The organism is Alteraquisediminimonas sediminicola (assembly GCF_019740335.1).
Taxonomy (GTDB): domain Bacteria; phylum Pseudomonadota; class Alphaproteobacteria; order Sphingomonadales; family Sphingomonadaceae; genus Alteraquisediminimonas; species Alteraquisediminimonas sediminicola.
The window spans coordinates 1-25,379 of the sequence record NZ_JAHXZS010000001.1; the positions used below are offsets into that span (position 1 = coordinate 1).

Below are 25,379 nucleotides of genomic sequence, written 5' to 3' on the forward strand. Positions count from 1 at the left end.
ATCTGATCCCGATCTGGAAGCGGTTCGGGATGATGGACGGCTTCTGCAAGGATGCCGGTGTCGATGTGGCGGATGCCAATCTCGACTTCCTGATCAAGCATGTGTTCGTTGTCGGTTCGCCCGATACTTGTGTCGAGAAGCTCAACAAGCTGTTCCACGAATGTGGCGGCTGGGGCACGATGCAGGTCGAAGCCCATGATTATTATGATGATCCCACGCCTTGGTTCAATTCGCTCGAACTCATCGCGAAGGAAGTCGCGCCGCGTATCTCGCTGCCGAAAACAGTAGCCGCATAAGAGTTGGTTCGTTCGGGGCCGCTGTCCGTGTGGCGGCTTTCGATTAAAAATAACCACAAAACACGGTGATGGAGAGGAAGATGTTGAAAATTAAGAACAGGAGCCGTGCGACGTTGGTCTCTGGCACGGCGTTGCTTGCATTCGCTGCGACCACTGTGTCGGCCTCATGGGCGCAGACGGTCGAAAACGGCGCTGAGAATGGCGATATCGTCGTGACCGCACAGCGTCGCGAGGAAAAGCTGTCCAAGGTGCCGGTGTCGGTCGTCGCCTTTGGTGCGGAGATGCTGAAGACCCGCGTCATCAACAGTGAACAGGACATGGGTTCGCTCGTGCCGGGTTTGCAGGTGAAGAACGGCCAGAACTCCAACCAGCTGAGCTTCAGCATGCGTGGCCAGACGCTCGATCCGTTTTCGGGCACCAGCCCGGCGGTGCTGACCTATGTCAACGAAGCGCCTTATATCCCCGGCAATACCTCGACCGCCTTCTTTGACCTTGGTTCGATTCAGGTGCTGAAGGGGCCGCAGGGCACGTTGTTTGGCCGCAATGCGACCGGCGGCGCGGTGCTGTATTCGACCCCGATGCCGGGTGATGACTTTGGTGGTTATTTGACGCTGCGCGCTGGCGAGCGGAACTCGTATCAGGCGCAGGGCGCGGTCGATCTGCCGATCGCTCCGGGCAAGCTGGCCGTGCGTCTGGCGTTCGATTACACCAAGGCCGATGGCTATATCAAAAATGTGAACACCGGCAATACGTTGGGCGACAAGGATAGCAAGTCCGGGCGCGCAACCATTGTCTATACGCCGACCGAGACCATCAAGAATACGTTGATGGTGCAGTATAATGATGTGAAGGGTACGGAAGGTACGGGTAACCTACATAATTATTACACCGCGGGTGCCATTGGCAGCCAGTTCATCAGCAATGGCCTTACGTCCGTGCGGAATAACAATGGCTATGCGCTGACCAGCACGCTGGATACCGTGTATAATCTCTATTCTGTAGCCCTTAAAAATATCAACGGCGACTATATAGGCGACAGCAATCTGTCCGCTGGACCTGCTTATGGACCGGGCCGTTGGCCGGGTGGGGTTGAAGGCTATGCCAAATGGTCGCAGCAAAATCCTTACAAGATTTGGCTTCAGTTCGACCTGCCGCACAAGGCGCATAATACGTATGTGACCAACTCGACGGAAATCGAGATTAGCGATAATGCGAAGATCAAGAATATCTTCAGCTATATGAAGGGTTATGCACATACCCCGGGCAACCTCGCTGGCGGTCCTTTCGGCGCATTGTGGCTGTTCAACTTCCCGAATAACCCCTCCGGCCTGTCCGGCGAGGGTGGTCCGGGTGGGCAGACCTTCCGTTCGGAAAACATCAGCGAAGAATTGCAGTTGCAGGGCTCGGCATTGGATGATCGCCTCGATTACACGGCGGGCGTCTATTATTCGAAGGCCAAAAGGTTCGAAATCATCCCGATCAACGTCGGCGCCGATCTTGAGCAGACTTTGGCCGATGTCGATTATACCTATCGCAACAAGAACACCTCCAAGGCGGTGTTCGGTCAGGTCAGCTATAAGGTGACGGACAAGCTGACCGCGGTGCTGGGTGGTCGTTATACCTGGGAAACGGTGGGTATCACGCAGGCTGAAGGCAACGTGTTCAATGTCTCCGGCTTGGTCACGCCGCCGCAGCGCAAGAAATTGTCGGCACCGGCATGGACGGCCAGCCTGCAATATCAAATCGACAACAACAACATGGTCTATTTCTCGCAGCGCGGGAGCTTCCGCGCAGGGAATTTCAACGGCACGGTGAACCCGGCTGCGAATTTCTTCAAAAACGAAAAAGTCCATGATTTTGAACTGGGGTACAAGTTCAACGGTCGTATCGGCGGTGCGCCGGTGCAGTTCAATACGGCGGTGTATGAAGTCATCGTGAAGAATGCGCAGCATGCGGTGTATGCGGTGATTGACGGTAACCCTGCCGGTTTCACGTTGAACGTGCCGGAATCCAAGACCAAGGGTGTCGAAGTTGACGCCGCCATCGGCCTGACCGACTGGTTGGATCTCAGCTTCAACGGTGCTTATACCGACGCGAAATACACCAAGAACATCGTGGATATGGAACCGCTGACCGGTGTGGCCGGATATTTCATCACCTTCGATTCCTATCCTGACAGCCCGCGCTGGTCGGGTTCGGCTGCGGCGGTGGTGAAGCTGCCGGTGCCTGAATCGATCGGTAAGATGAGCATCCGTGCCGATTACTACAAGCAGACCAAGACCTATTTCTCCAGCAACGAAGGGTCGGTGACCCCCGGCACCAAGCTGGATGGATATTCGACGGTCAACCTGCGTTATGACTGGAAGGACATCATGAACAGCAAGGTGTCGCTTGCTGCCTATGTCCGGAATGTCGGCGACAAGATGTACTATATCTCAGGCTATGCCATGGGCGCATCGGGCGGTTACAACACCGCATATCCGGGCGAACCACGGACCTTTGGCGCAGAACTTTCGGTCAAGTTCTGAACGAGATGATGCCAGCCGGTGCGAGAGGCACCGGCTGGCATTGCCATTTATAGGATATGAGGTGTCAATCTCATGGCGCTAGGCAATAAGAAAATCATTGTGACCGGTGCGGCTCAGGGGATCGGGGCGTCTGCATTGCGCGCTTATGTCGCCGCCGGTGCCGAAGTGGTCGCCATGGATGTCGATGCGGTGCAGGGCGAGGCGATGGTGGCTAAAGCCAATGCCGCCGGGCCGGGTTCGGCCTCTTTCATGACATGCGATGTGGGTGATCGCGCGCAAGTCGATGCGGCATTCGATGCCGCGGTTGCCAAAATGGGGCGGCTTGATGTGCTGGCCCATATTGCCGGGGTGCATCGCCACGCGCCGACCCATGATGTGCCGGATGAAACCTTGGCATGGCTGTTTAATATCAACGTCAATGGCACGATCTATACCAATGGTGCGGCCTATCGTCATATGCCGCATGGCGGCGCGATCATTAATTTCGGGTCGGAATCCGGGCTGACCGCCGAAATCAATAATGCTGTCTATGGCGCATCAAAGGCGGCGGTACATACATGGACGCGCAGCGTTGCGCGGGAATGGGGCGCGCGGGGTATCCGTATCAACGCGGTCCTGCCTTATATCGTGACGCCGATGTACGCGCGATTTCGCGAGGCATTGTCGCCAGAGGATCTGGCCGCGCATGACAAGGCTACAGCCGAACAGATTCCGCTGGGCGGGAAATTCGGCGATGCGGATGTCGATCTGGCCCCGGTCCTTGTCTTTCTCGCCGGTGACGGTTCTCGCTTCATCACGGGTCAGTTGATCCCGGTCGATGGCGGGCTGATTTCGGTGCGCTAACATCATTTTATTTCGCTGCAGGCCGTGTGAGCTTTTCACCGGTCGGGCAGCATAAACAACATAAACAATATCGTCATGAGGAGAGTAAGAGATGGGACGTTTGAACGACAAGGTTGCCATCATCACGGGCGCGGCCAGAGGCATGGGGGAATCCCATGCCAAGCGCTTTATCGCGGAAGGCGCGAAGGTCGTCCTCACGGACCGCTCGGCAGAGGCAGGGCAAAAGCTGGCCGACAGCCTTGGTCCCAATGCCTTGTTCGTCCATCATGATGTCACGGATTTCGCCCAATGGACGAATGTTGTCGCCAAGGCCGAGGCTGCATTCGGCCCGGTCACGGTGCTGGTCAATAATGCGGGGATTTTGGGGCCAATGGCCCAGACCGTCGAATTGACAGAAGAGGGCTATCATCAGGTCTGCGCGATCAATCAGGATTCCGTATTTCTCGGCATGAAGGCAGTTATTCCGTCGATGTTGAAGGCGGGCAAGGGTTCGATTGTCAACATCTCGTCCATCGCCGGGATTGCCGCCAATTATGGCTTTCCAAGCCTTGCCTATGTCGCCAGCAAATTTGCGGTGCGCGGCATGACCAAGGCCGCCGCGATCGAATATGGCGGGCGCGGCATTCGCGTCAATTCCGTCCATCCGGGCTTTATTCAGACCCCGATGATGGTCGAGGCGACCGATGAAGAGGGCGGCGACGCGCTGGGCCTGATCCCATTGGGTCGCATTGCCGAGCCGGAAGAAGTGACGGCATTGGTGCTGTTCCTCGCCTCGGATGAAGCGAGCTATATCACCGGGTCGGAACATATCGTCGATGCCGGGATGCTCGCGCAATAATCATCGGGAATGGGAGCGAGCTATGATGGCGGATAATGCAGCCGACAAGGCGCTGGTCGCGCGTTTTTTCGAGACATTCTCATCGGGCAATGTCCCGGCACTGCTCGATATGATGCAGGATGATGCCACTTGGTGGGTGTCAGGCAGCGTTGACGGCTTTTCCGGCACCTATGGCAAGGCGGCCTTTGGCGCGTTGCTGGCTGGGGTGAAGGATGCGTATCGCAGCGGGCCGCTTCGGATCACGCCCAAGGGAATGATCGCGGAAAATGGCAAGGTCGCGGTCGAGGCGGAATCCTATGGCGAATTGATGAATGGCCGGATTTACAATAGCCAATATCATTTCCTGATTGAAACCCGCGATGGCAAGATTGCGTCAGTGAAGGAATATATGGATACGCTGCACGCGCAGCAGATATTTTTTACCCCCTGATTTTGGGAAGCGAGGGCAAGGGCGACATGATGGACCATCCACTGGCTGCCCGATGCATCGACCATGTGGTGTTGCGCGTGGTCGATGTGCCTTTGATGACGGCGTTTTACATTGATGTGCTGGGCTGTGTGCTGGATTGGCACCGGCCAGAATTGGGCCTGACCCATTTGCGGGCGGGCAGTGCGCTGATTGATCTGGTGGATATTGCCGGTCCCTTGGGGGGCGAGCATCAGCCATCCGGGCTCAATGTCGATCATATCTGCCTGTTGCTGCAACATTTTGATGAGGGCCGCATTCGCGCGCATCTGACGCAGCATAAAGTCGCATGTGGTGAAACTGCGGAACGTTATGGGGCATTGGGCATGGGGCCGTCGATGTACGTCCATGATCCTGAAGGCAATATGATCGAACTCAAAGGGGCGGGTGGTGATGGAAGCCGCCATCATGACTCTGCTTGAAATTATGTATAGCCACTGGCAGATGGGCTTACGATATGCGTCAACGTTCAAGTGGATTTGAGCTGCATAAAAGATTTTAACGGGGTTCAAGAACAGCTTATGGCGAAAACCAGCAATATCTCGCGCAGGCGGCGGTCGGCGCTGGCAGAAGGTGGCGAGGAATATGCCGCCAAGCGTGCCGAATTGATCGAGATCGCGGCGGGGCTTTTTCGCGAAAAGGGTTATCAGTCGACCCGTCTTGCCGACATTGCGAACGCCGCGGGCATGGATCGCGCGTCGATCTATTATTATATCGGCAGCAAGGAAGAATTGTTCCGGGAGTCCGTCGAGGGCATTCTCGATACCAATTTGAGCGAAGCCAAGCGGTTGTCAAACGACCCGAAACTGGTGATCAAGGACAAGATCCAGCAGATTTTCACGGTGCTGATGCGGTCCTATGAACAGAATTTCCCGCATATGTACGTCTATATTCAAGAACAGATGCATCAGGTGACGACCGAGGAAACGGCATGGTCGCAGGAAATGCTGAAAAAGACCCGCAGCTTTGAAGCGATCATCACCGACCTGATCCGCCAAGGGGCAGAGGCCGGTGAATTACGCAACGACATCCCGCCGCGTTTGATGACCAATGCCCTGTTCGGCATGTTCAACTGGACCCATCGCTGGTTTACGCCGGGCGGGTCTTTGTCGGGCGAGAATGTCGCGACGGCGTTCAATCTGTTGTTCTGGCAGGGCGCGCGCGCGTAATAACCTGCCAGACGCAATACTGGCCAGATTGGCCTAACCGCCTTAGATCAACCCTCGCTTAACATTGTACGCAAGGCGCGCTTGTTGACCTTGGTTGCGGACATCGGCCATTCATGCGCCTGCATGAAATAGACTTCGCGCGGGATTTTATAGCTCGCGATCTTGCCCCGGCAAAAACCGATCAATTCGTCTGACAGCAAGGTCGCGCCCTCGCGCAATTCGACAAAGGCGACCGGGACTTCGTCCAGTCGCGGATCGGCCTTGCCGACCACTTCCGCCAATTTGACATCGGGGTGGCTGCACAAAAAGGCCTCCAGCTCCATCGTTGCGACATTCTCGCCGCCGACCTTGAGCATGTCCTTCAACCGCCCCTGAAACAACAGATCGCCGGTGGCGGAGCGGCTGTACAAATCGCCGGTATGGAGCCAGCCGTCATTGTCGATTGTCTCCACGGTCAATTCGGGATGGTTGTAATAGCCGTCCATCACGCAAAATCCGCGCACCCAGATTTCGCCCATCTTGCCATCGGCGCAATCAAGGCCGGTTTCCGCATCGACGATGCAAATGCCGACGCCCGGCGCGGCCTTGCCCTGGGTGATGGCGCGGGTGTCGGCATCGTCATCCGGCAGGCTGAACGCGAAGACGCCGCCGGTTTCGGTCATGCCGCAGGCTTGCAGAATTTCGGTGTTGGGCAACAAGGCCTGTACCCGGCGGACCAAGGTTTCCGGCGCGATCAGGAAGAAATAGCGCAATTTGGACAGGCGGGCCGGATCGAAACGCGGATGATCGATCACGCCCTGCACAATTGCCGAGAACCACGGCCATACGAGCGTGACCTCATTTTCTTCCAACAGGCGGATGGCGCGTTCCGGATCGAAGAAGCGATCGGCAAGAAACGTTCCGGCAACGCCCAGCGACCCGATAAATGGCGCGAGCGAACCGATATGGAATAACGGCCCCGCCGCCCATGTCACATCCTTATCGGGCGATTTGAGGCGATAACGTGCGCGTTCCACCGGGCCACGGGTGACGGCCTCATGGCTCAACATACAGCCCTTGGGATTGGCGGTGGTGCCGGAGGTGTACATGATCAGCGCGGTATCGCGGATGCGGGTCTGGCGGCGGGCGTCCTCCACCTGTTGCGCGCTGGCGCGATCGGTCCATGGCAGGAAGCTTGCCTGATCCATCATGCCAGAACGCGAGGGGCCGCCAAGATCGATGACATGGCGCAGTCTGGGGGCTTCGGCAATCGCGAGCGGGGCGGCAAAGGGGGTGGCATGATCGCGCAGCGAGGGCAGGGCGTCATCCAATATCGCGGGCAGATCGACATATTCCGTGTCGCGCCCACTGGTCATGATGGCGACGAGATCGGCGTCCTTGATGATATAGCCGAGTTCGGTCGCCTTGTGCCGGGTGTTGAGCGGTACCACGACGCAGCCGATCAGGCTGATGCCGAAAAATGCATGGAGAAATTCCAGACCGTTCGGCAGGAACAGGCCGATATTCTGTCCGGGCTGCACCCCCAAAGCGAGCAGGCCACGGGCGACTTGCTGTGCGCTGGTGTATAATTCGGCATAGCTGGCGCGTTCATCCGGAAAGATGATGGCCGCACGATCAGGTTGCGACGCCATCGCCCGCACCAGCAGGTCGCCAATGGTCGATACTTCGGTGCAAATCTGGTTGGTCATCAACTTTATCTCGTTCCTGCTTATCTGCTGCCATGGCTTGCCGCTTGGGGGCAATGGTCGATGGCACTCCTTGTGCCGTCTATTTCAGCGCGTCAGGCCAGTCATGTCAACACATATGTTGATTGGCTGTGGAGAATTGATGCGGCGATGTGCGCCGCGGCTCAACATTGACGTTGACAGCCTCTTGAGTGAATCATATCAACATGCTTGTTGACGATCGGCGCGCCTATGGGGCCGTCATGCGTTGTAAGCAGAATCGAGGGTGGCTGACTGTCCAATAAGACGGCGGCAACACCCGAATAAGAACATAATCCGGAGGGTGACCATGAAGTTCCATTTGATGCAAACCGGCGTTGTTGGCCGTCGTCATGAAATCGAAGCCGGGATGGCCGGTCAGCGCAATGATCTGTATCAGCGCTTTCTTGAAGAAGTGAAGGGCTATATCCGGCTGGCCGATGATATCGGCTATGCGAGCTATGCCCAGCCGGAGCATCATCTCCAGATCGAAGGGTTCGAGGTCAACAACCATCCCGGCATGTTCAGCCTGTTCGTCGGCATGCATTCCAAGCGCTTGCACGCGTCCGCCATGGGCTACACGCTGCCGACGCATAATCCGCTGCGTGTTGCCGAAGAAATTGCGACGCTCGATCACATGTTGAAGGGCCGTCTCAACGTCGCCTTTACCCGTGGCTATCATGCGCGTTGGGTCGATAGTTATGCGGCGGTGAAGGGCGTGGGCTGCACCCAGCCCGCCAATGCCAAGGCCAAGGACGATCAGGACACGTTCAACCGCGAAGTGTTTGAGGAGTCGATTCAGGTCATCAAAAAGGCATGGACCAGCGATGTCTTCAGCCATCATGGCAAGCATTGGAATTTCCCGCCTCTGGCCGGGTCTGCCGGGCATCCGGCCTATGCCAAATATGGCAAGGGTCAGGACGAAAACGGCATTGTGCGTGAAGTCGGCATCGCACCCAAATGCTATCAATCGCCCCATCCGCGCATCTTTGGCGGCTTTGCCGGCACGATGCGGACGGTCGATATGTGGGCGCGCGAAAATGGCACGCCAATTGTATTGGCCGAGGATCTCGATTTCTGTTCGGCGCTGTCAAATCGCTGGTATGATGGCGCGCTGCGTGCGGGCCATACCCCGGACAAGGGCGATTCCATTGCTTGGGGTGGCTTTTTGATGATCACCGAAGACAAGGCCCGTGCCGAATATCTGATGAACGAGCATAAATGGTTCTGGGATGAATGGTTCATTCCGCATGGCCAGCGTATGCCGAACGTGTTGATCGGTTCCGCGAGCGAAATCATCGACCGCATCGGCAAGGCGCATGATCGCCTCGGTTTCAACGATTTGTTCCTGATGTTTGGTCAGGGCCATTTGGAACCGGAAGCCAATAATGAGGAATTGGTCGCCTTTATCGAAAAGGTCGCGCCGCATTTCTCCAACAAGGCGGCGGACGGCACGCTCGTTTGATCTGATTGATAAATGAGGGGGTGCGTCATGCATCCCCCATGCGAAATAAGAATATTGGGAGAATCTGGATGCAAACTGGGATTTTCATGACCCCGTATAATCCGCCGAGCCGGACCGCGCGTCAGGTGTTTGACTGGGCGGTGGATATTGCCCGGATCGCGGACGAGGCCGGTTTCGCCGATTTCATGATTGGCGAGCATTATACGCTCGCTTGGGAAAATATCCCGTCGCCCGATGTGATCATCGCGGCGGCTGCCCAGTCGACCAAGACCATCCGTTTCGCCCCGATGGCGCATTTGCTGCCCTATCACGACCCCGCAACCCTTGCGATCCGCATCGGTTGGCTCAGCCAGATTTTGGAAGGGCGCTATTTCTTGGGTGTTGCCCCCGGCGGCCACCACACCGATGCGATCTTGCACGGCTATGACAACATCATGGAATTGGGCAAGGTCCAGTTGGAAGCCCTCGACCTGATGGAACGCGTGTGGAAGCGCGAACCGTTCATGCACAAGGGCGAAACCTTCCGCGCCGGTTTTCCGGGGCCGGATAATATGCCGGGCTATGATGTCGAAATCGCCAATAACAACCCTTGGGGCGGGCGCGATGCGATGGAAATCGCCGTCACCGGCCTGTCGAAAAACTCGGCCTCGATGAAATTCGCGGGTGAGCGCAACTACAGCCCGATCTCATTTTTCGGCGGCGTTGAACAGATGAAGGGCCATTGGGACACTTGGGCGGAAGCCGCCACTGGCGCAGGCTATGTCGCCGACCGCAGCCGTTTTCGTATTTGCCGCGATGTGTTCATTGCCGACACCGATGCCGAGGCCAAGCGTCTGGCGTTGAAGAGCGGCCTTGCCCGGACATGGCGCGAATATCTTGTGCCGATCTACAAGAAATTCAACCTGTTCGAGGGCATTATTGCGGATTCCGGCAAGGATTTGCAGCCGGACGATGTGAATGAGGATTTTCTCGTCGATCATGTCTGGCTGTGTGGTTCGCCGGAAACGGTGATCGAAAAGCTGGAACGACTGGCCTACAAGACCGGCGGCTGGGGCCAGCTTGTGGCCAACCAGCATGACAGCATCGACGATCCCAAGCCTTGGACGGAATCCTTGCAGCGTCTGGCCCAACAGGTCGCGCCCAAGGTCAAAATGCCGAACTGAATATATTTGGACACGCCATCGGCCCGAATGAACTGACGCAAGATCAGACATCAGGGCCGAGTGTCATCGGAGGAGAATGAGGATGCGTACCGGTAGAGCCGCTGTGATGGTGGGAAAAGATCGCCTTGAAACATGGGAAGTGCCGGTGCCGGAACCGGAAGCCGGTGGCGCATTGGTGCGGATCGTATTGGGCGGCGTGTGCGGCAGCGACGTGCATATCCTGTCGGGCGAGGCGGGTGAAATGCCGTTTCCGATCATTCTTGGCCATGAAGGCGTGGGCATGATTGAAAAGGTCGGGCCGGGCGTGACGACCGATTATGCCGGTGTGCCGGTCAAGGCGGGGGATCTGGTTTATTGGTCGCCGATCGCCTTGTGTCATCGTTGCCATAGCTGCACCGTGCTGGAAGAAACACCCTGCGAAAATTCGCAATTCTTCGAACATGCCGAAAAGCCCAATTGGGGCAGCTATGCCGATTTTGCATGGTTGCCGAATGGCCTGCCGTTCTTTCGCCTGCCGGACCATGCCCAGCCAGAGGCGGTGGCCTCGCTTGGTTGCGCCTTGCCGACGGTATTGCGCGGGTTCGACCGTTGTGGCCGGGTGCGGGTTGGCGATACCGTGGTTGTGCAAGGGGCGGGGCCGGTCGGGCTCGCGTCCGTGCTGGTCGCGGCGCAGGCCGGTGCGCGGGAAGTGATCGTGATCGACGGGTCGCCTGCGCGTCGGGCCGTAGCGCAGCGACTGGGCGCGACCTCTGCGATTGCGCTGGATACCGATATGGCGGAACGGCGGCGGATGATTTACGATCTGTGCGGCCCGCATGGTCCCAATGTCGTGGTCGAGGCCGCAGGCGTGTTGCAGGCTTTTCCGGAAGGCGTGGATCTGACCGGCAATCACGGTCGCTACATCATTTTGGGCCTGTGGGGGGCGATTGGCACCCAGCCGATCTCGCCGCGCGATATGACGACGAAGAATATCACCGTCTCCGGGGCGACCTTCCCCAAGCCCAAACATTATTATGAGGCGATGCACATGTCAGTGCGCTTGCAGGACAAGGTCCCGCTGGCGGAACTGGTGAGCCATCGTTTTGGCATCAATGCGGCGGGCGAGGCGCTTGCTGCCGTCAAATCCGGCGCTGCCATCAAGGCAGTGATCGATCCGACTATTCGTTGAGAAGCGGGAGTGTATTATGACTGAAGCCGCAAATTTGGATCAGCGCGTCAAGGCATCTGTCCCCGACAACGTCCCCGCCGACCGCATCCGCGACATTGATATGTATGCGCTCGATGGGCTGCATGAGGGCTATCACGAGGCGTGGAAAAAGGTGCAGCAGCCCGGCACGCCCGGCCTGATCTGGACACCTTTTACCGGCGGCCATTGGATCGCCACCAAGGGCGCGATGATCAAGGAAATCTATAGCGATCCAACGCGCTTTTCGAGCGAGGTGATTTTCCTCCCGAAAGAAGCGGGCGAGAAATATGCGATGGTTCCGACCCGCATGGACCCGCCCGAACATACGCCCTATCGCAAGGTGCTGGATAAGGGCCTCAACCCCTCCCAAATCCGCATGGTCGAAGACAAGGTGCGCGAAGTGGCCGCCGAACTGATCGATTCATTTGCCGATAAGGGCGAATGCGATTTTCCGCGCGATTATGCCCAGATTTTTCCGGTTCGGGTGTTTATGGCGATGGCCGATCTGCCGATGAGCGATGTGCCGATGTTGAGCCGCTTTGCCGCCGACATGACCCGGCCATCTGGCAATACGCCGGAAGAAATGGCGGCGGTGCTGGATGCCGCGAACCAGGGCTTTTTCGCTTATGTCGAACCGATCATCCAGCAACGCCGTGGCGGCACGGGCCATGACATCATCAGCCTGATGGTCAATAGCGAGATCAATGGCGAACCGATGCCGCATGACAAGGCGGTGGGCCTGATCGCGTTGTTGCTGTTGGGTGGCCTTGATACGGTCGTCAATTTCCTCAGCTTCTTCATGATCTATCTGGCGCGTCATCCGGAGAAAGTCGCGGAATTGAACAGCGATCCGCTGGTCTTGCTGCGCGGTGCCGAGGAAATGTTCCGTCGCTTCCCGGTGGTGTCAGAGGCCCGGATGGTGGCCAAGGACCTTGAATATGATGGTGTGTCGCTGAAACGCGGTGACATGATCCTGATCCCGACGGCGCTGGATGGGCTTGATCCAGACAGCAATGTCGATCCGATGAACCTCGATTTCAGCCGCAAGCAGATTTCGCACAGCACCTTCGGCGGCGGTCCGCATCGCTGCGCCGGTCTGCATCTGGCGCGGATGGAGGCGATTGTGACGATGCAGGAATGGCTGAAACGCATCCCCGCATTCAGCCTGAAGCCCGGTGCGAATCCGGTCTATCAATCCGGCATCATCGCGGCAGTCGAAAATGTGCCGCTGGTCTGGGCGACGAAATAAGCACGATCTGATTGAGGGCTAAAAGGGGAGGGCGGCGCGTAAATGCGCCGCCCTTAATATATTCAGCGTACACCGACATGCAGGGGCGCCGCCGCCGCGATGTCGAGCGCATGGCGGATGGCGATCTTGCCCGCGCCGAGACGGGCCGCATTTTTGAGATGATGGCGCATCCCCGGCAGATAGCGATGGGTCGGCGTTGCGTCTGAGGCCATGGCGATCAATTCCTTGATGATCGCGCGCACAGTTCCGCTTTGCCATGGGATCGCACAATATTGGTGGAAGCCCTTGAAAAGATCGGGTGAAAGCCGCAGCAGCGCATCCATGAAGCCCGGATTCTCCTGTTCAAACGGCTGCCAATATGGGTCATTGCCGACATATTGATCCCATAAGGCCTGTTGGTCGTTTGTGAGCGGGCCGCGCGTTATTTCGCCGCTCGCTTCGGCGAGGTCGAGCAGGCGGCGCGCCGTCAGCATCAGCGAATGGACGCCAAGCCCTGAAATCAACGCGATGGTTTCCTGGATTTGGGCGATGGATGCGCCCGCCTGATGCGCGGCCTGCATCGCGGCATCAAGCGCGGGCATATCCAGCGAGGTGACGGCGGCCTTTACCCCCAGATCGATCAGCGCGATGCTGACCCCATCCAGCGGATCGCCATCGGGCAGATCGTGGATCAGGCGCTCGGCTTCGGTGCGCAGGTCAGCGATATTGAGTTCCATATATCCTCGAAATTGATGCGATTGACAACCGATGTAGGGAATTTGCACCCCATCAGTCAACAATTGTGTTGACGAATATTTTAGCTGGAGTCATTGTAGGCGCAACGAACGAAAAGAGGTGAGGAGCATATGCCTGAATTGGGCAACCGAGTCGCTCGGCTAGAAGACCGCGCAAATCTGAACGATCTGGTCGCCCGATATTTTCTGGCGGTCGACGGCGATGATATTTCGGGTTTGAACGACATCTTCACTTATGATGCGACCTTCAGCGTCAGCGGTGCTTTATGTGGCGCGGACCGGGATAAGGTAATCGCTTTTCTGGTCGAACAGCGCAGCAGCATGGGGCTGACCCTGCATACGCCGAATTATGGCCTGTTCACCTTGACGGGGGTGGATAGCGCCGATGGTCTGGTGGGCGCGCATCTGGAAATGGTGCTGGGTGGCGTCTCTTATTTCGGCGCGGTGCGTTATCAGGACAGCTATCGCCGGGTGAACCATGAATGGCGCATCGCCAAGCGCGACATGCGGACGATCCATGTGGCGCCTTGGGCCGAGGTGGCCGAGGCCTTTTCCTCGCCGCATCCGGTGCGTTGGCCGGGGATTGATCCGGCAGCTTCCGATTTCCCGCCTAAGGCATAAAAATTAGGTTTTTTGTCCCGTTGTATCGCACCTGCGGGGGCAGTTTTCTCATCATATATACATCTATCGAAAGGACAATTTATGGCAGCCGCCGACATGACCGATATTCAAAAGCTGGTTGAAATCCGGGCGATTGAAAGCATGATGTACGAATATTCCTATCATCTCGATATGAACCATCCGGATCAGCTCGCGGCCTTGTTCGTCGATGATTGCGAAGTGAGCTACGCCCCGAATTTCGGCGCAACCGGCATGGAAGCCTATAAAAAGACGCTCGAAGGCATCGGCACGTTCTTCCGTGGCACGTCGCACCATAATTCGAATGTGGTCGTCGATTTCGTCAGCGATAATGAAGCCAATGTCCGTTCGATCGTGCTGGCGGTGCACCGCTATACCAAGGAGCGTCCGGACGGCATTTTATACGGCCAGTATTTCGATACGGTCGTGAAGCGCGATGGCCAGTGGAAGTTCAAGCGTCGCGAATTGCGTACGACCATGACCACCGATTATCATGTCCGTGCCGCCAATCCGATCGGTCGCGCTGAATGACCGGGGGCAGCGCACCGGAACAGGCGATCCTGATCGAGCACGCCCAGCACATCAGCTGGATCGTGTTCAATCGGCCTGACCATGCCAATGCCCTGTCCGGTGCGATGCTCGATCAATTTTCGACAGCGCTGGAGTTGCTGCAAAGCGAAGGGCGACCCGTCATCGGCATTCGCGCCAATGGCAAGGGTTTCTGCTCGGGCATGGACCTTGGCCAATATGGCGGCGCAGGCAAGATCGATCCGGTGGCGGATGCGGCGCGGTTGCAGCGCAACATCGCGCGCTGGCTCGCGATCTGGGATCATCCCAAGCCGGTGATCGCGGCGGTCCATGGCTATTGCATGGGCGTGTCCGCACAGTTGTGCGTCTTTGCCGATATCACCATCGTCGCCGATAATGTGCGGATTGGCGAACCGGGCGTGCCGATTGGCGGGGGCTATATTGCCCCTGTCTGGGTAGCGCAGGTCGGCACAAAGCGCGCCAAGGAATTCGCCTATGTCCCGGGCAATTGGATCGATGGGCCAACATCGGTTGAATGGGGCTGGGCCAATCATTGCGTGCCCGCCGATCAATTGATCGCAGCAGCAGAGGCGCTGGCGGGCCGGATCGCCATGACCCCGCCGGATGTATTGCGGGTCAAGAAACAGTCGATCAACCGCGCAGCAGAGGCAGCGGGTTTCAAACAGGCATTGAGCGGCATCGCCGAAATGGATGCGCTGCTGCACCTCGCGCCCTCCGTGCTGGCCATTCGCGACCAGATGGCGGCGCAGGGCCTGAAGTCAGTGCTCGATATGTACAAAGGGCCGTCCTCGACTGCCCTCATCAACCAATTCAAGGAGCAATGATCAACATGTCTGATATTCTGTTTTCCGTCGACAACCATGTCGCCAATGTGCGCTTGAACCGGCCACAGGGGTTGAACGCGATCACGTCCGAGATGGATGATGCGTTGTTGGATTGCTGGAACGAAATCAACAATAATCCCGACATTTGGGCGGTGATCCTGTCGGCGGAAGGGGAAAAGGGCTTCTGCATCGGCGCGGATGTCAGTGGCGGCGCAGAGCGCAAGAGCCGCATGGCGCTGGGCGGTGGCCTGACCGGCATTGGCGGTCCGCTCGTGACCTGCAAAAAGCCGATGGTGGCCGCAGTGCAGGGTTTCTGCGTCGGTGGCGGTTTTGAACTGGCGATGTGCGCCGACATCATTGTCGCGGCGGATAATGCGCAGTTCGGCCTGCCGGAAACCAAGGTCGGGATCATCGGTGAATGCGGTGTCGTCCATCGCGCCATTCGCCAATTGCCTTATCATATTGCGATGCAATTGATCCTCACCGGGGAACGCATCAAGGCCGATGAAGCGCGCCATTATGGGCTGGTCAATGAAGTTGTGCCTTATGCCGATCTGGCGGAAGCGGCGGCGCGTTGGGCGGGCAAGCTCAATGCTGCATCGCCCTTGGCGGTGCAGGCGGCCAAGGCGGCGGTGCTGGGTCGGCTTGGCCATCCGCTGGAGGTCGCGCTGATGACCCGGTTCGAACAGATCGAAGAATATGCAGCGACCGAAGACAAGAAAGAAGGCGAGCGCGCCGGTGCCGAACGTCGCAAGCCGGTGTGGACTGGCCGGTGACAAGGGCGGTGAGCAGCCCCAAGCCCAAGATCGAAGCCACTGACTATCGTCAGGTGCTGGGCCATTATCCGACGGGCGTGTGTGTCATCACCGCCCGTCAGGATGATGGCACGCAGGCGGGCATGGCGGTGAGTTCCTTCACCTCCGTCTCGCTCGATCCGCCCTTGGTGGCGTTCTTCCCGGATAAAAATTCATCGAGCTGGCCGAAGATCGAGAAGGCGGGGCGTTTCTGCGTCAATATTCTCGCGGCGGATCAGGAGTGGATTTGCCGACGCTTCGCCTCCAAGGCCGAGGACAAGTTCGAGGGCGTCCCGCATCATGTATCCGCACATCATGTGCCGGTGCTGGATGGCGTGATCGCAACCATCGAATGTGAGATCCAGTCGGTGATCGAGGCGGGTGATCATTATATCGTCCTTGGTCATGTATTGGCTTTGAATGCAGATCGCGCCCGCCCGCCCTTGTTGTTTTTCCAAAGCGGCTATGGTCAATTCCAGACCGGCTCGATTGGCTAGGACATGACATGGCGCTGACAATTTATCCTTTGAACCCGGCTTATGGGACTGGCGTCTTTCGTCGTCGGCTACGGCTGGTTGGGGATGAAGTCAGCGTCACTGCGGTGTTGAATGACGATTTTCATTCGATGTGGTGTCGGATCGGCCATGATGGGACAACGGTGCGCAGCGTCGAGGCCGACACAATCCGCATTCCCAAAACGACATGCCCCGGCGCGGTGGTGCCGTTGCAGGAACTGGTCGGCACTGCGTTGAACAGCGATAGGAAATCCTTTTATGGGTCAGGGCGAGCGGGGCGTAATTGCACCCATTTGCTCGATCTTGCCCGGCTTGCGATCCAACGTGCCGGACGTGGGCGATTTACCCAGATTTTCGACATTGTGCTGCCGGATGCCGTTGACGATGATACCGTGGTGCAGCTTTTTATCGATGGCGTGCTGGCGTATGACTGGGCGCTGCATGAGGATGTGATTGTCGCACCTGCGGCATTTGCGGGTCGCCGCCTGTTTGCCGGCTTTGCCGAGTGGGCGGGGTCTCAATTCGAGGGCGATGCGCTTGATAGCGCGTTGATGATCCAAAAGGCGTATTTTGTGGCGCGTGGGCGCCGTTATATTTTCGATCAACAAGGGGCAGCGACCAGCTTGGAACCGGATAGGGAGGGACGTTGCTTTACTTTTTCCGAACCGCAATTTTCGGTGGCGCATGATATGATCGGTTATGTTCGGGATTATTCCAAGGGCTTGGGCGAGATATTGCCACCGCATCTGCGTGCGCGTATTTTCACTTCTGTGAGCGAGAAATTATCATGACGACATCGGCCCTGTCCCCGATCGAAGAGATCATCGCAGATGCCCGCAACGGCAAGCCCTATATTCTGGTCGATGCCGATGATCGGGAAAATGAAGGCGATGTGATCATCCCGGCACAATTCACCACGCCCGATATCATCAATTTCATGGCCAAGCATGCGCGTGGCCTTATCTGTCTGGCGATCACCCAATCGCGCGCGACGGCGCTGAATTTGCGCCCGATGACGACCAATAATCAATCAGGCCATGGCACGGCCTTTACGGTGTCGATCGAGGCACGTGACGGCGTGACCACCGGCATTTCGGCCCATGACCGCGCCCGGACGATCCTCATCGCCAGCGACCCCGCCAAGGGCGCGGACGATATTGTCACGCCCGGCCATGTGTTCCCGTTGATTGCGCGTGATGGCGGGGTGTTGGTGCGCGCCGGGCATACCGAGGCGGCGGTGGATATTTCCCGGCTGGCGGGCCTTGTCCCGGCCGGGGTGATTTGCGAGGTGATGAACCCGGATGGCAGCATGGCACGGTTGCCCGATCTGATCCCGTTCGCGAAAGAACATGGGATGAAGATCGGGGCGATTTCCGATTTGATCGCCTATCGCCGCCGGTCGGAGAAATTGGTCGAAAAAGTCGCGGATGCGCCGTTTGAATCCTATTTTGGCGCTGATTATCACATTCATGTCTATCGCAGCACCTTGGACGGCGGCGAACATCTGGCGCTGTCTCGCCATGTGATCACCCCGGAAGTGGAAACATTGGTCCGCGTCCATCAGGTCGATCTGACGGCGGATTTGCTTGGCTGGACGGCGGCGCATCGCGATTATGTGCCGCGTGCTTTGCGCAAGCTGGCCGCTTATGAAGGGCCTGCGGTCGCGGTGTTCGTGCAGGACCCCAATCCCCAATCCATCGCGGATCGGGTGAAGGGGGGGCGGCGCGATTATCATTTGCGCCATGGCTATCGCGATTATGGGATCGGCGCGCAGATATTGCAGGATCTGGGCGTGGGCCGGATGCGCCTGATGACATCGAGCACGGCCAAGCTGACAGCGCTGGAGGGCTTTGGCCTGATCGTGACGGGACGCGAGCCGCTGGATGATGAGCAGGGCTGAATGATCCGGGCTTGAACCGCATCAGGACCAACTCCCCAATGAAAATATAGGCAAAAAAATGGGGAGGCACCATGCGGTGGCCTCCCCAGATTATTGGAACATCATATATCGTTGAAGCAGGGTTGGTTTGGGAACCAGAAGTTGGACGCCATTGTGTTGGGATCAACCGGAGCAAAAAAGGCCTAGGTCGATCCCGCCCGGAAAGAGTCCGGCCGGGCTGGTTAATCCGCCGATGCTGCGACGTTGTCGTCAGCAACGGTGAACGGAAAATCAGTTCTGCGCCAGCTTTTGCGAGACGTTGTTGAACGTACCCGACAAATTATTGCCCAGGCTCTGCATCGCGCTGATCGCTGCCACTGAAATCAGGGCGCAGATCAGGCCATATTCAATCGCGGTGGCGCCCTTGTTGTTCTTCAGAAAATTGCGGATCGTCTTCATGATACACCCCTAATGATGATGTTGATTGTTGAACTTTATGCGGTAACTTTTAATTGATGCTGCAATAATTATTAAATAATGCGAGGCAGGTTACTGAAAGGTTAATTTCAACCTTAATCTGAAGCCAGATTGAAGTGGATTTCATTTCAATTAGACTTTATTATTCAACCACTTTGATGTTGAATGTTGCCATATTGAAATCGTTATACTTCGGGATATGTGTGGGCAGTGAGAGGGCGTTACAGTCGATGTGGCGCACTATGTTGATTGCCTATCAATAGACTGAACCCAGCAAGTTCAATTCGACGGGGCGTTTCGGTTCGACTATGAACCTCTTTAATATGGGAACGCCGAGTTCGCCCAGATTTGGGTCAGATGATAATGATAGGTTGGGCATGAGCGGGGATCAGGCGGTACCGGATAAGGAAGAACGCGCGGATTTGTTCGCGTGGCTGGCGGTGGCAGCCGGGGCGTTGGGCGCGTTGATGGCCTCGCTCGACATTGCGATCATCAATTCCGCTTTGCCCGCCATTCAGGGCGAAATCGGGGCGAGCGGCAGCGATGGGACTTGGATCGGGACGTCATTCCTGATTGCCGAGATCATTTCGATTATCTTGAGCGGCTGGCTGGAGCGCTTGCTCGGGCTGCGGCGCTTGTTATTGATCGCATCCACTATGTTCACGGCTTTTTCCATGCTGTGCGGCATAGCGAACAGTCTCGATATGATGATTTTGGGCCGGATCGGGCAAGGGCTGTTCGGCGGCGTGCTGATTCCGACCGCGATGGCGATTGTTTCGACGCGCCTGCCGCCGAGCCAGCGCGCGATCGGTTTTGCGTTGTTCAGCATCACGGTGATGTTGGGGCCGGTGTTGGGACCGCTTGTAGGCGGCTTGTTGGCCGAGCATATGAGCTGGCGCTACAGCTTCTTCATCAACTTGCCGGTCGGCATCGTGCTGGTGATCCTGATTTTAACCGGGCTTGCGCCGACGAAAGCGCGTTATGATTTGTTGCTCAGTGCCGATTGGGTGGGGATATTCGGGCTGGCGATCGGCCTGGGCGCGCTGACTTTTGTGCTGGAAGATGGCCAGCGCGAAATGTGGTTTGAATCGCCGCTTATTCGTCTTCTCAGCCTTGTTGCCGCGCTCGGTTTCGCGATGGTCGCTTATGGGCAGTTACGGGCCAAGACACCGGCGGTCGCCTTGTATCTGCTGCGTCGTCCGCAGTTTTTGAACTCGATTTTATTGAGCGTCCTGTCGGGAATCGGCTTGTTCGGCACTTTGTATCTCACGCCGCAGTTTTTGGGCCTGATCGCGGGCTATAATTCGGCGGAGGTGGGCTATGTCGTGCTGTTGAACGGGGTGCCGTTCCTGCTGCTGTCGCCTGTGTTTCCGTTGTTGATGCGGACGGTCGATATCCGGATTTTGATCACGAGCGGCGTAATGTGCCTGATCGCCAGTTCATTGTTGGCGGCGGGGCTGACGCCGGATTCTGCCGGGTCGTTTTTCATCATGCCGCAATTGTTGATGAGCATGGGGATGTTTCTCACCATGGCATTTCTAAGTCAGGTCGTGGTGATGTCGGTGGAGGATGAGATTGTCGATGATGCGTCCGCCATTTTCAATTGCGCCCGCAATTTGGGCGGATCGGTGGGGCTGGCGCTGATTGCGACGATGTTGGATCGGCGGCAGTCACTGCATTTGGCGCGGCTATCGGAATCGATCACCCAAAGCGCCGCGCAGGGGCAGGCGCTGTTGATGAATGATGGCGGCGGGCAGGTGCCGATTGCATTGATGTCACAGGCTTTTGCCCGTCAGGCTGCGGTGATGGCGTTTAGCGATATTTACCTGATATTGGGCGGGTTGATGATGCTGGCGGTGCCGTTGGCGCTTATGGTCAAGCCGATCAAGCATCATGGCCCATTGGTGATGCATTAACGGCGCGTCAGGCGATCAGCGCGGATCATATGGGCGGCGCGTTCGGCGATCATCAGGGTCGGCGAGCTGGTATTGCCGGAGGTGATGCGCGGCATGATCGATGCGTCCGCGATCCGTAAGCCCTCAATCCCGCGCACGCGCAGGCTGGGATCGGTAACGGCCATCGGATCATCGGCGCGCCCCATCTGGCAGGTGCCGACCGGGTGGAAGATGGTGGTGCCGACCTTGCCCGCCGCATAAGCAAGCTGTTCATCCGTGGTGAATTCGGCCCCCGGCAGATATTCCACCGGCTGAAAAGGTGTGAGTGCCGGTTGCGATACGATCTTTCGCGTCAGCCGCAGCGCCTTGGCGGCCTTGATCCGGTCGGCTTCGTGGCTGAGATAGCAAGGCGCGATTCTCGGCGCGCTGTGCGGGTCGGTATCGCGGATAGTGACATGGCCGCGCGATTGCGGGCGCAGGTCGCAGATGCTGGCGGTGAAGGCCGGGAAATTGTGCAAGGGCTCGCCAAATTTTTCCAGCGACAAGGGCTGGACATGATATTCGAGATCCGGCGAGACAATGTCGGGATCGGATTTGGCGAATGCGCCCAATTGGCTGGGGGCCATGCTGAGCGGGCCGCGCCGGAACAGGGCATATTCAAGCCCCATCATGGCCTTGCCCCATAGGCTGTGGACTTGGGTGTTGAGGGTGTTGATACCCTGCAATTTATAGATGCTGCGGAGCTGGAGATGGTCCTGCAAATTCTGGCCGACGCCGGGCAGGGCGTGCGCGACTTCAACGCCCAAAGACCGTAGCAGCGCCGGATCGCCAATGCCTGACCGTTGCAGGATCGCGGGCGAGCCGATTGCACCCGCGCTCAAGATAGTTTCAAGCCTGGCAGAGGCCGTGCAGGCGCGATTGCCCTGTTGGAATGCAACGCCGGTGACTTTGCGCCCCTGCATCAATAGCCGGTCCGTCAGCGCCCCGGTCACGATCTTCAGATTGGGGCGGTGGCGGATGGGGTCGATAAAGCCACGCACGCTCGACCAGCGGGTGCCGCGCTTCTGGTTGACATGGAACATGCCGACGCCTTGATTGTCGCCCTGATTGAAATCATCGGTTGGGTTGATGCCTGCCTGTGTCGCCGCCTCGGCAAAACGGTCGAGTATGTCCCAGCGCAGCCGTTGCTGCTCCACCCGCCATTCGCCGCCCGTACGATGGTGGTTGTTCTCACCGCCTTGGAAATCCTCCATGCCGAGGAATAGCGGGCGTACCGCATCCCAGCGCCATTGATGATCGCCGGTCAATGCGGCCCATTGGTCATAATCCTGCGCCTGACCGCGCAGATACAGCATGCCGTTGATCAGGGTGCAGCCGCCCAAACCCTTGCCCCGAGCATAGATGATCGAACGGCCATTCAGGCCCGGTTCCGGCTCGGTCGTGTAGCACCAATCGGTGCGCGGATTGTTGATGCAATAGATGTAGCCAATCGGGATTTTGGTCCAGATCCAGCGTTCGTCATTGCCCGCCTCCAGCAACAAGACACTGACGTCTGGATCGGCGGACAGGCGGTTGGCCAGCACACAGCCCGCAGCACCACCGCCGATGACGATATAATCAAATGTTCCAAAATCAGTCATTTGCGGGCCATTCTATCAATATTGTGCCAAGAAGCGAGCGCGGCAAAGGCGGGATTGGTCGGACGTTCTATCGGGCGTTGTTTCGGGCGGCCTCGCCAGCGATATTGCGGCTGGGCCTCATTGCCGGTCGCGACAAAACCAAGCGCGCGCATGATCCGGGCAAAGGTCGCCGTCCCGATGCCAAGCGAGGTCGCTAAGGCCATATCTGGCAGATAATCGCGCGACTGGCCACGCGCGTCATGCACCGACCGGGCGATTTTTTCGACAAGATCGATCCGCAGCATCTGATCGCCAAAGCGGCGATAACCGGCCAGCGCCGCCGCTGCGTCAAGCGCGGGGCTGGGTTTATCCAACAGGCCAAGGCCCGCCATTGGCAACGGCGGCATCGGCAGGTTTTCGCGGATATGATGGAGCGCGAGCCGCAGGCTTGCCGCGCCCGGTTTCAGCAGCATCGGGTGAAACAGATCGAGCGCCCCGATCTCCAACCCGATGCGGCGCAAATGATGGCGTTCCTGCCGGTCCAGATGATGGAGCGCCGTCTCCACCTCATGTCGCGAGATGATGCCCCCATTGGCGACAATCTGGGCCAAGAGCGCGCGTAAATTCGGCGAGGTTGCTTCATGGCTTGCCATATCGGCTAGGCGGAGGAGCGGGCGCAATTGTCCGGCGATGCGGTGGTGCAGCCAGCGTTCGAGCCGTTCCATCACCGCTTTGCGCGGGGTGGGGGGCAGGCTGGCAATCGTCGGGTCGGGGGCGAATTGCGGGTGCAGCAGATCCTTGCCGGGCTTGAACCCGATAATGTCCTGTCCGCGCCAATAGAGCGTGATCGGCGCGCCCGCGACCAATGACAGGCTGAATTGATCGTCGGGCGCTTCTGCCAGCGCCTGCGCCCGGCGTTCCAATTCACGCGGGAGGTGATGTTCTGCCGCCGCGAGCAGCATCTTGCGGTCGCCGCGCCGGGCATCGCCATCGACGGTAAAGCGAAAGCCGTTCAAGTGGCCGATCATCTCATCTTCGACGGTGACTTGGCCATCTGTCGCCACCTGCACATCGAGCAAGCGCCGATCGCGCCCGACCGAGCGCATCAGGACCATCGTGCGCCGATCGACAAAGCGTTCGGTCAATCTTTGGTGCAGGGCATCGGACAGGCGCTCTTCCAGCGCCATCGTCTGGATCGCCCATTGTCCGGGCAGCGCCAGCCAATCGGGGCGCTGGGCGATATAGGCCAATGTCCGCACACCCGCGAGCCGCGATGCCAGCCGGTCGACATCGCCGCCGACCTGATCCAGTCGCGCGAGTTCGCGGGCGAACCAATCCTCGGCAATCGGGCCATGCACGCGTTGCAGGAATAATTGCGCGACCAATTGGGCGTGATAGCTTGGCCCAACCTTGCGGAAATCGGGCAGGCCGCACAATTCCCATAATAAGGACACGGCGCGCGCGCCCTTGGCCTTGTCTCGAATGTCGTGATGGGCGGCGAGTTGACGCAGCACGGCAAGGTCCACCGCCTCGGGGGCGGCCCGTAGCATCGGTTCATCTGGCACCTCTTCCAACGAGGCGATGAGATTATCGAGCGTGGAAAAATCCGGCTCGGCATTGCGCCACAGCAGATGATCGAGCGGGGGGAAGCGGTGGTTCACGACCCGGTCGATTTCGGCTTCGGTCAATGTCAGATCATCACCCATGCCCCCCAGTACGCCAAATGTGCCGTCACGTTGATGGCGTCCGGCGCGGCCCGCGATTTGGGCGATTTCGCTGATCGCCAGCCGCCGTTGGCGCTTGCCGTCGAATTTCGACAGGCTGGCAAAGGCGATGTGCGAAACATCCATGTTGAGACCCATGCCAATCGCATCGGTGGCGACGAGATAATCGACCTCGCCCGCCTGAAACATGGCGACTTGTGCGTTGCGGGTGCGGGGCGACAATGCCCCCATCACCACCGCCGCGCCGCCACGGGTCCGGCGCAGCATTTCCGCCACGGCATAGACCTGCTCCACCGAAAAGGCGACGATGGCCGAACGCGCGGGCAGGCGGGAGAGCTTCATCGGCCCGGCATGGGTCAGTTGCGAAAAACGAGGGCGGGAGATGATCTCGGCATGGGGGATAAGGGCGCGGATGATCGGCTTCAGACTGTCCGAGCCAAGGATCATCGTTTCTTCGCGACCACGGGCATATAGCAGTCGATCAGTAAAGACATGGCCGCGTTCCGGGTCGGTGCCGATCTGCGCTTCATCCAGCGCGACAAAGGCGACATCGCGGCTGATCGGCATGGATTCCACCGTGCAGAGCAACCAGCGTGCATTGGGCGGCATTATCTTTTCTTCGCCGGTGATCAGCCCGACATTGGCCGCGCCCTTGATCGCGACGACCCGATCATAAACCTCACGCGCGAGCAGTCGCAGCGGAAAGCCGATCATCCCGCTCGAATGGGCGCACAACCGCTCGATCGCAAGATGCGTCTTGCCGGTATTGGTCGGGCCGAGAACGGCGCGGACCACGTCCTGATCGGTGCGTTTCATGGGTGATG

23 protein-coding genes and 1 pseudogene are annotated in these 25,379 nt (G+C 58.2%); 19 read left to right on the forward strand and 5 right to left on the reverse strand.

Annotated features, from left to right (window positions below):
* The 7 genes and pseudogenes from K6117_RS00005 to K6117_RS00035 form a co-directional block, all read left to right on the forward strand.
* Nucleotides 1–296, forward strand: a pseudogene (locus tag K6117_RS00005) (LLM class flavin-dependent oxidoreductase); the annotation flags it as partial.
* An 80-nt stretch (nt 297–376) separates the two neighbouring features.
* Entirely contained in the window at nt 377–2,824 is a 2,448-nt protein-coding gene (locus tag K6117_RS00010; RefSeq protein ID WP_246604728.1) for a TonB-dependent receptor, read from the forward strand.
* A 72-nt stretch (nt 2,825–2,896) separates the two neighbouring features.
* Entirely contained in the window at nt 2,897–3,667 is a 771-nt protein-coding gene (locus tag K6117_RS00015; RefSeq protein ID WP_221791749.1) for an SDR family NAD(P)-dependent oxidoreductase, read from the forward strand.
* 91 nt (nt 3,668–3,758) lie between these two features.
* Nucleotides 3,759–4,505, forward strand: a complete 747-nt coding sequence (locus tag K6117_RS00020; protein ID WP_221791750.1) for a glucose 1-dehydrogenase — start codon at nt 3,759–3,761, stop codon at nt 4,503–4,505.
* A 22-nt stretch (nt 4,506–4,527) separates the two neighbouring features.
* Complete coding sequence (locus tag K6117_RS00025) at nt 4,528–4,935, forward strand: nuclear transport factor 2 family protein (protein ID WP_246604729.1); 408 nt, start codon at nt 4,528–4,530, stop codon at nt 4,933–4,935.
* 26 nt (nt 4,936–4,961) lie between these two features.
* Complete coding sequence (locus tag K6117_RS00030) at nt 4,962–5,393, forward strand: VOC family protein (RefSeq protein ID WP_246604730.1); 432 nt, start codon at nt 4,962–4,964, stop codon at nt 5,391–5,393.
* Nucleotides 5,394–5,492: 99 nt separating this feature from the next.
* On the forward strand, nt 5,493–6,140 hold the full coding sequence (locus K6117_RS00035; protein WP_221791751.1) for a TetR/AcrR family transcriptional regulator: 648 nt from the start codon (nt 5,493–5,495) through the stop codon (nt 6,138–6,140).
* A 47-nt stretch (nt 6,141–6,187) separates the two neighbouring features.
* Here K6117_RS00035 and K6117_RS00040 read toward each other — a convergent pair whose 3' ends face one another.
* The gene (locus K6117_RS00040) at nt 6,188–7,828 is read right to left on the reverse strand and encodes a class I adenylate-forming enzyme family protein (protein ID WP_221791752.1); all 1,641 of its coding nucleotides are present in this window, start codon (nt 7,826–7,828) and stop codon (nt 6,188–6,190) included.
* Nucleotides 7,829–8,153: 325 nt separating this feature from the next.
* Here K6117_RS00040 and K6117_RS00045 point away from each other — a divergent pair, with 325 nt between their 5' ends.
* The 4 genes from K6117_RS00045 (at nt 8,154) to K6117_RS00060 (ending at nt 12,906) form a co-directional block, all read left to right on the forward strand.
* Nucleotides 8,154–9,308 (forward strand): LLM class flavin-dependent oxidoreductase, encoded by a 1,155-nt coding sequence (locus K6117_RS00045; protein WP_221791753.1) that lies wholly within the window; start codon nt 8,154–8,156, stop codon nt 9,306–9,308.
* Between the two features lie 68 nt (nt 9,309–9,376).
* On the forward strand, nt 9,377–10,471 hold the full coding sequence (locus K6117_RS00050) for an LLM class flavin-dependent oxidoreductase (RefSeq protein ID WP_221791754.1): 1,095 nt from the start codon (nt 9,377–9,379) through the stop codon (nt 10,469–10,471).
* A gap of 82 nt (nt 10,472–10,553) precedes the next feature.
* On the forward strand, nt 10,554–11,639 hold the full coding sequence (locus K6117_RS00055; protein WP_221791755.1) for a zinc-binding dehydrogenase: 1,086 nt from the start codon (nt 10,554–10,556) through the stop codon (nt 11,637–11,639).
* Between the two features lie 16 nt (nt 11,640–11,655).
* Nucleotides 11,656–12,906: a cytochrome P450 gene (locus tag K6117_RS00060; RefSeq protein WP_246604731.1), complete on the forward strand. Its 1,251-nt coding sequence runs from the start codon at nt 11,656–11,658 to the stop codon at nt 12,904–12,906.
* Nucleotides 12,907–12,968: 62 nt separating this feature from the next.
* On the opposite strand, the gene K6117_RS00065 is transcribed toward K6117_RS00060, so the two are convergent.
* The gene (locus K6117_RS00065) at nt 12,969–13,622 is read right to left on the reverse strand and encodes a carboxymuconolactone decarboxylase family protein (protein WP_246604732.1); all 654 of its coding nucleotides are present in this window, start codon (nt 13,620–13,622) and stop codon (nt 12,969–12,971) included.
* Nucleotides 13,623–13,751: 129 nt separating this feature from the next.
* Here K6117_RS00065 and K6117_RS00070 point away from each other — a divergent pair, with 129 nt between their 5' ends.
* From K6117_RS00070 to ribB, 7 genes are all read left to right on the forward strand, one after another.
* Nucleotides 13,752–14,261 (forward strand): nuclear transport factor 2 family protein, encoded by a 510-nt coding sequence (locus tag K6117_RS00070; protein WP_221791756.1) that lies wholly within the window; start codon nt 13,752–13,754, stop codon nt 14,259–14,261.
* An 81-nt stretch (nt 14,262–14,342) separates the two neighbouring features.
* Nucleotides 14,343–14,810, forward strand: coding sequence for a nuclear transport factor 2 family protein (locus K6117_RS00075; protein ID WP_246604733.1), 468 nt, complete (start codon nt 14,343–14,345; stop codon nt 14,808–14,810).
* Nucleotides 14,807–15,652: an enoyl-CoA hydratase/isomerase family protein gene (locus tag K6117_RS00080; protein ID WP_221791757.1), complete on the forward strand. Its 846-nt coding sequence runs from the start codon at nt 14,807–14,809 to the stop codon at nt 15,650–15,652. Before K6117_RS00075 ends, K6117_RS00080 begins: the two co-directional genes overlap by 4 nt.
* Nucleotides 15,653–15,657: 5 nt before the next feature.
* Complete coding sequence (locus K6117_RS00085) at nt 15,658–16,428, forward strand: enoyl-CoA hydratase-related protein (protein ID WP_221791758.1); 771 nt, start codon at nt 15,658–15,660, stop codon at nt 16,426–16,428.
* Between the two features lie 8 nt (nt 16,429–16,436).
* Nucleotides 16,437–16,943, forward strand: coding sequence for a flavin reductase family protein (locus K6117_RS00090; protein ID WP_343211699.1), 507 nt, complete (start codon nt 16,437–16,439; stop codon nt 16,941–16,943).
* Nucleotides 16,944–16,951: 8 nt separating this feature from the next.
* A complete protein-coding gene (locus K6117_RS00095; RefSeq protein ID WP_221791759.1) occupies nt 16,952–17,752 on the forward strand; it encodes a DUF2889 domain-containing protein in 801 nt (266 codons plus the stop codon).
* Nucleotides 17,749–18,861 carry a 3,4-dihydroxy-2-butanone-4-phosphate synthase gene (gene ribB / locus K6117_RS00100; protein ID WP_221791760.1) on the forward strand — a complete coding sequence of 371 codons (1,113 nt, stop codon included), beginning with the start codon at nt 17,749–17,751 and terminating at the stop codon, nt 18,859–18,861. Before K6117_RS00095 ends, ribB begins: the two co-directional genes overlap by 4 nt.
* Nucleotides 18,862–19,131: 270 nt before the next feature.
* On the opposite strand, the gene K6117_RS00105 is transcribed toward ribB, so the two are convergent.
* The gene (locus K6117_RS00105) at nt 19,132–19,299 is read right to left on the reverse strand and encodes a Flp family type IVb pilin (protein ID WP_221791761.1); all 168 of its coding nucleotides are present in this window, start codon (nt 19,297–19,299) and stop codon (nt 19,132–19,134) included.
* A gap of 395 nt (nt 19,300–19,694) precedes the next feature.
* Between K6117_RS00105 and K6117_RS00110 the strand changes: the two genes are divergently transcribed.
* A complete protein-coding gene (locus K6117_RS00110) occupies nt 19,695–21,233 on the forward strand; it encodes a DHA2 family efflux MFS transporter permease subunit (protein WP_221791762.1) in 1,539 nt (512 codons plus the stop codon).
* On the opposite strand, the gene K6117_RS00115 is transcribed toward K6117_RS00110, so the two are convergent.
* Nucleotides 21,230–22,852: a GMC family oxidoreductase gene (locus tag K6117_RS00115; RefSeq protein WP_221791763.1), complete on the reverse strand. Its 1,623-nt coding sequence runs from the start codon at nt 22,850–22,852 to the stop codon at nt 21,230–21,232. The genes K6117_RS00110 and K6117_RS00115 overlap by 4 nt on opposite strands.
* The gene (locus K6117_RS00120; protein ID WP_221792779.1) at nt 22,849–25,371 is read right to left on the reverse strand and encodes a helicase-related protein; all 2,523 of its coding nucleotides are present in this window, start codon (nt 25,369–25,371) and stop codon (nt 22,849–22,851) included. Before K6117_RS00120 ends, K6117_RS00115 begins: the two co-directional genes overlap by 4 nt.
* Between the last annotated feature and the right edge of the window lie 8 nt (nt 25,372–25,379).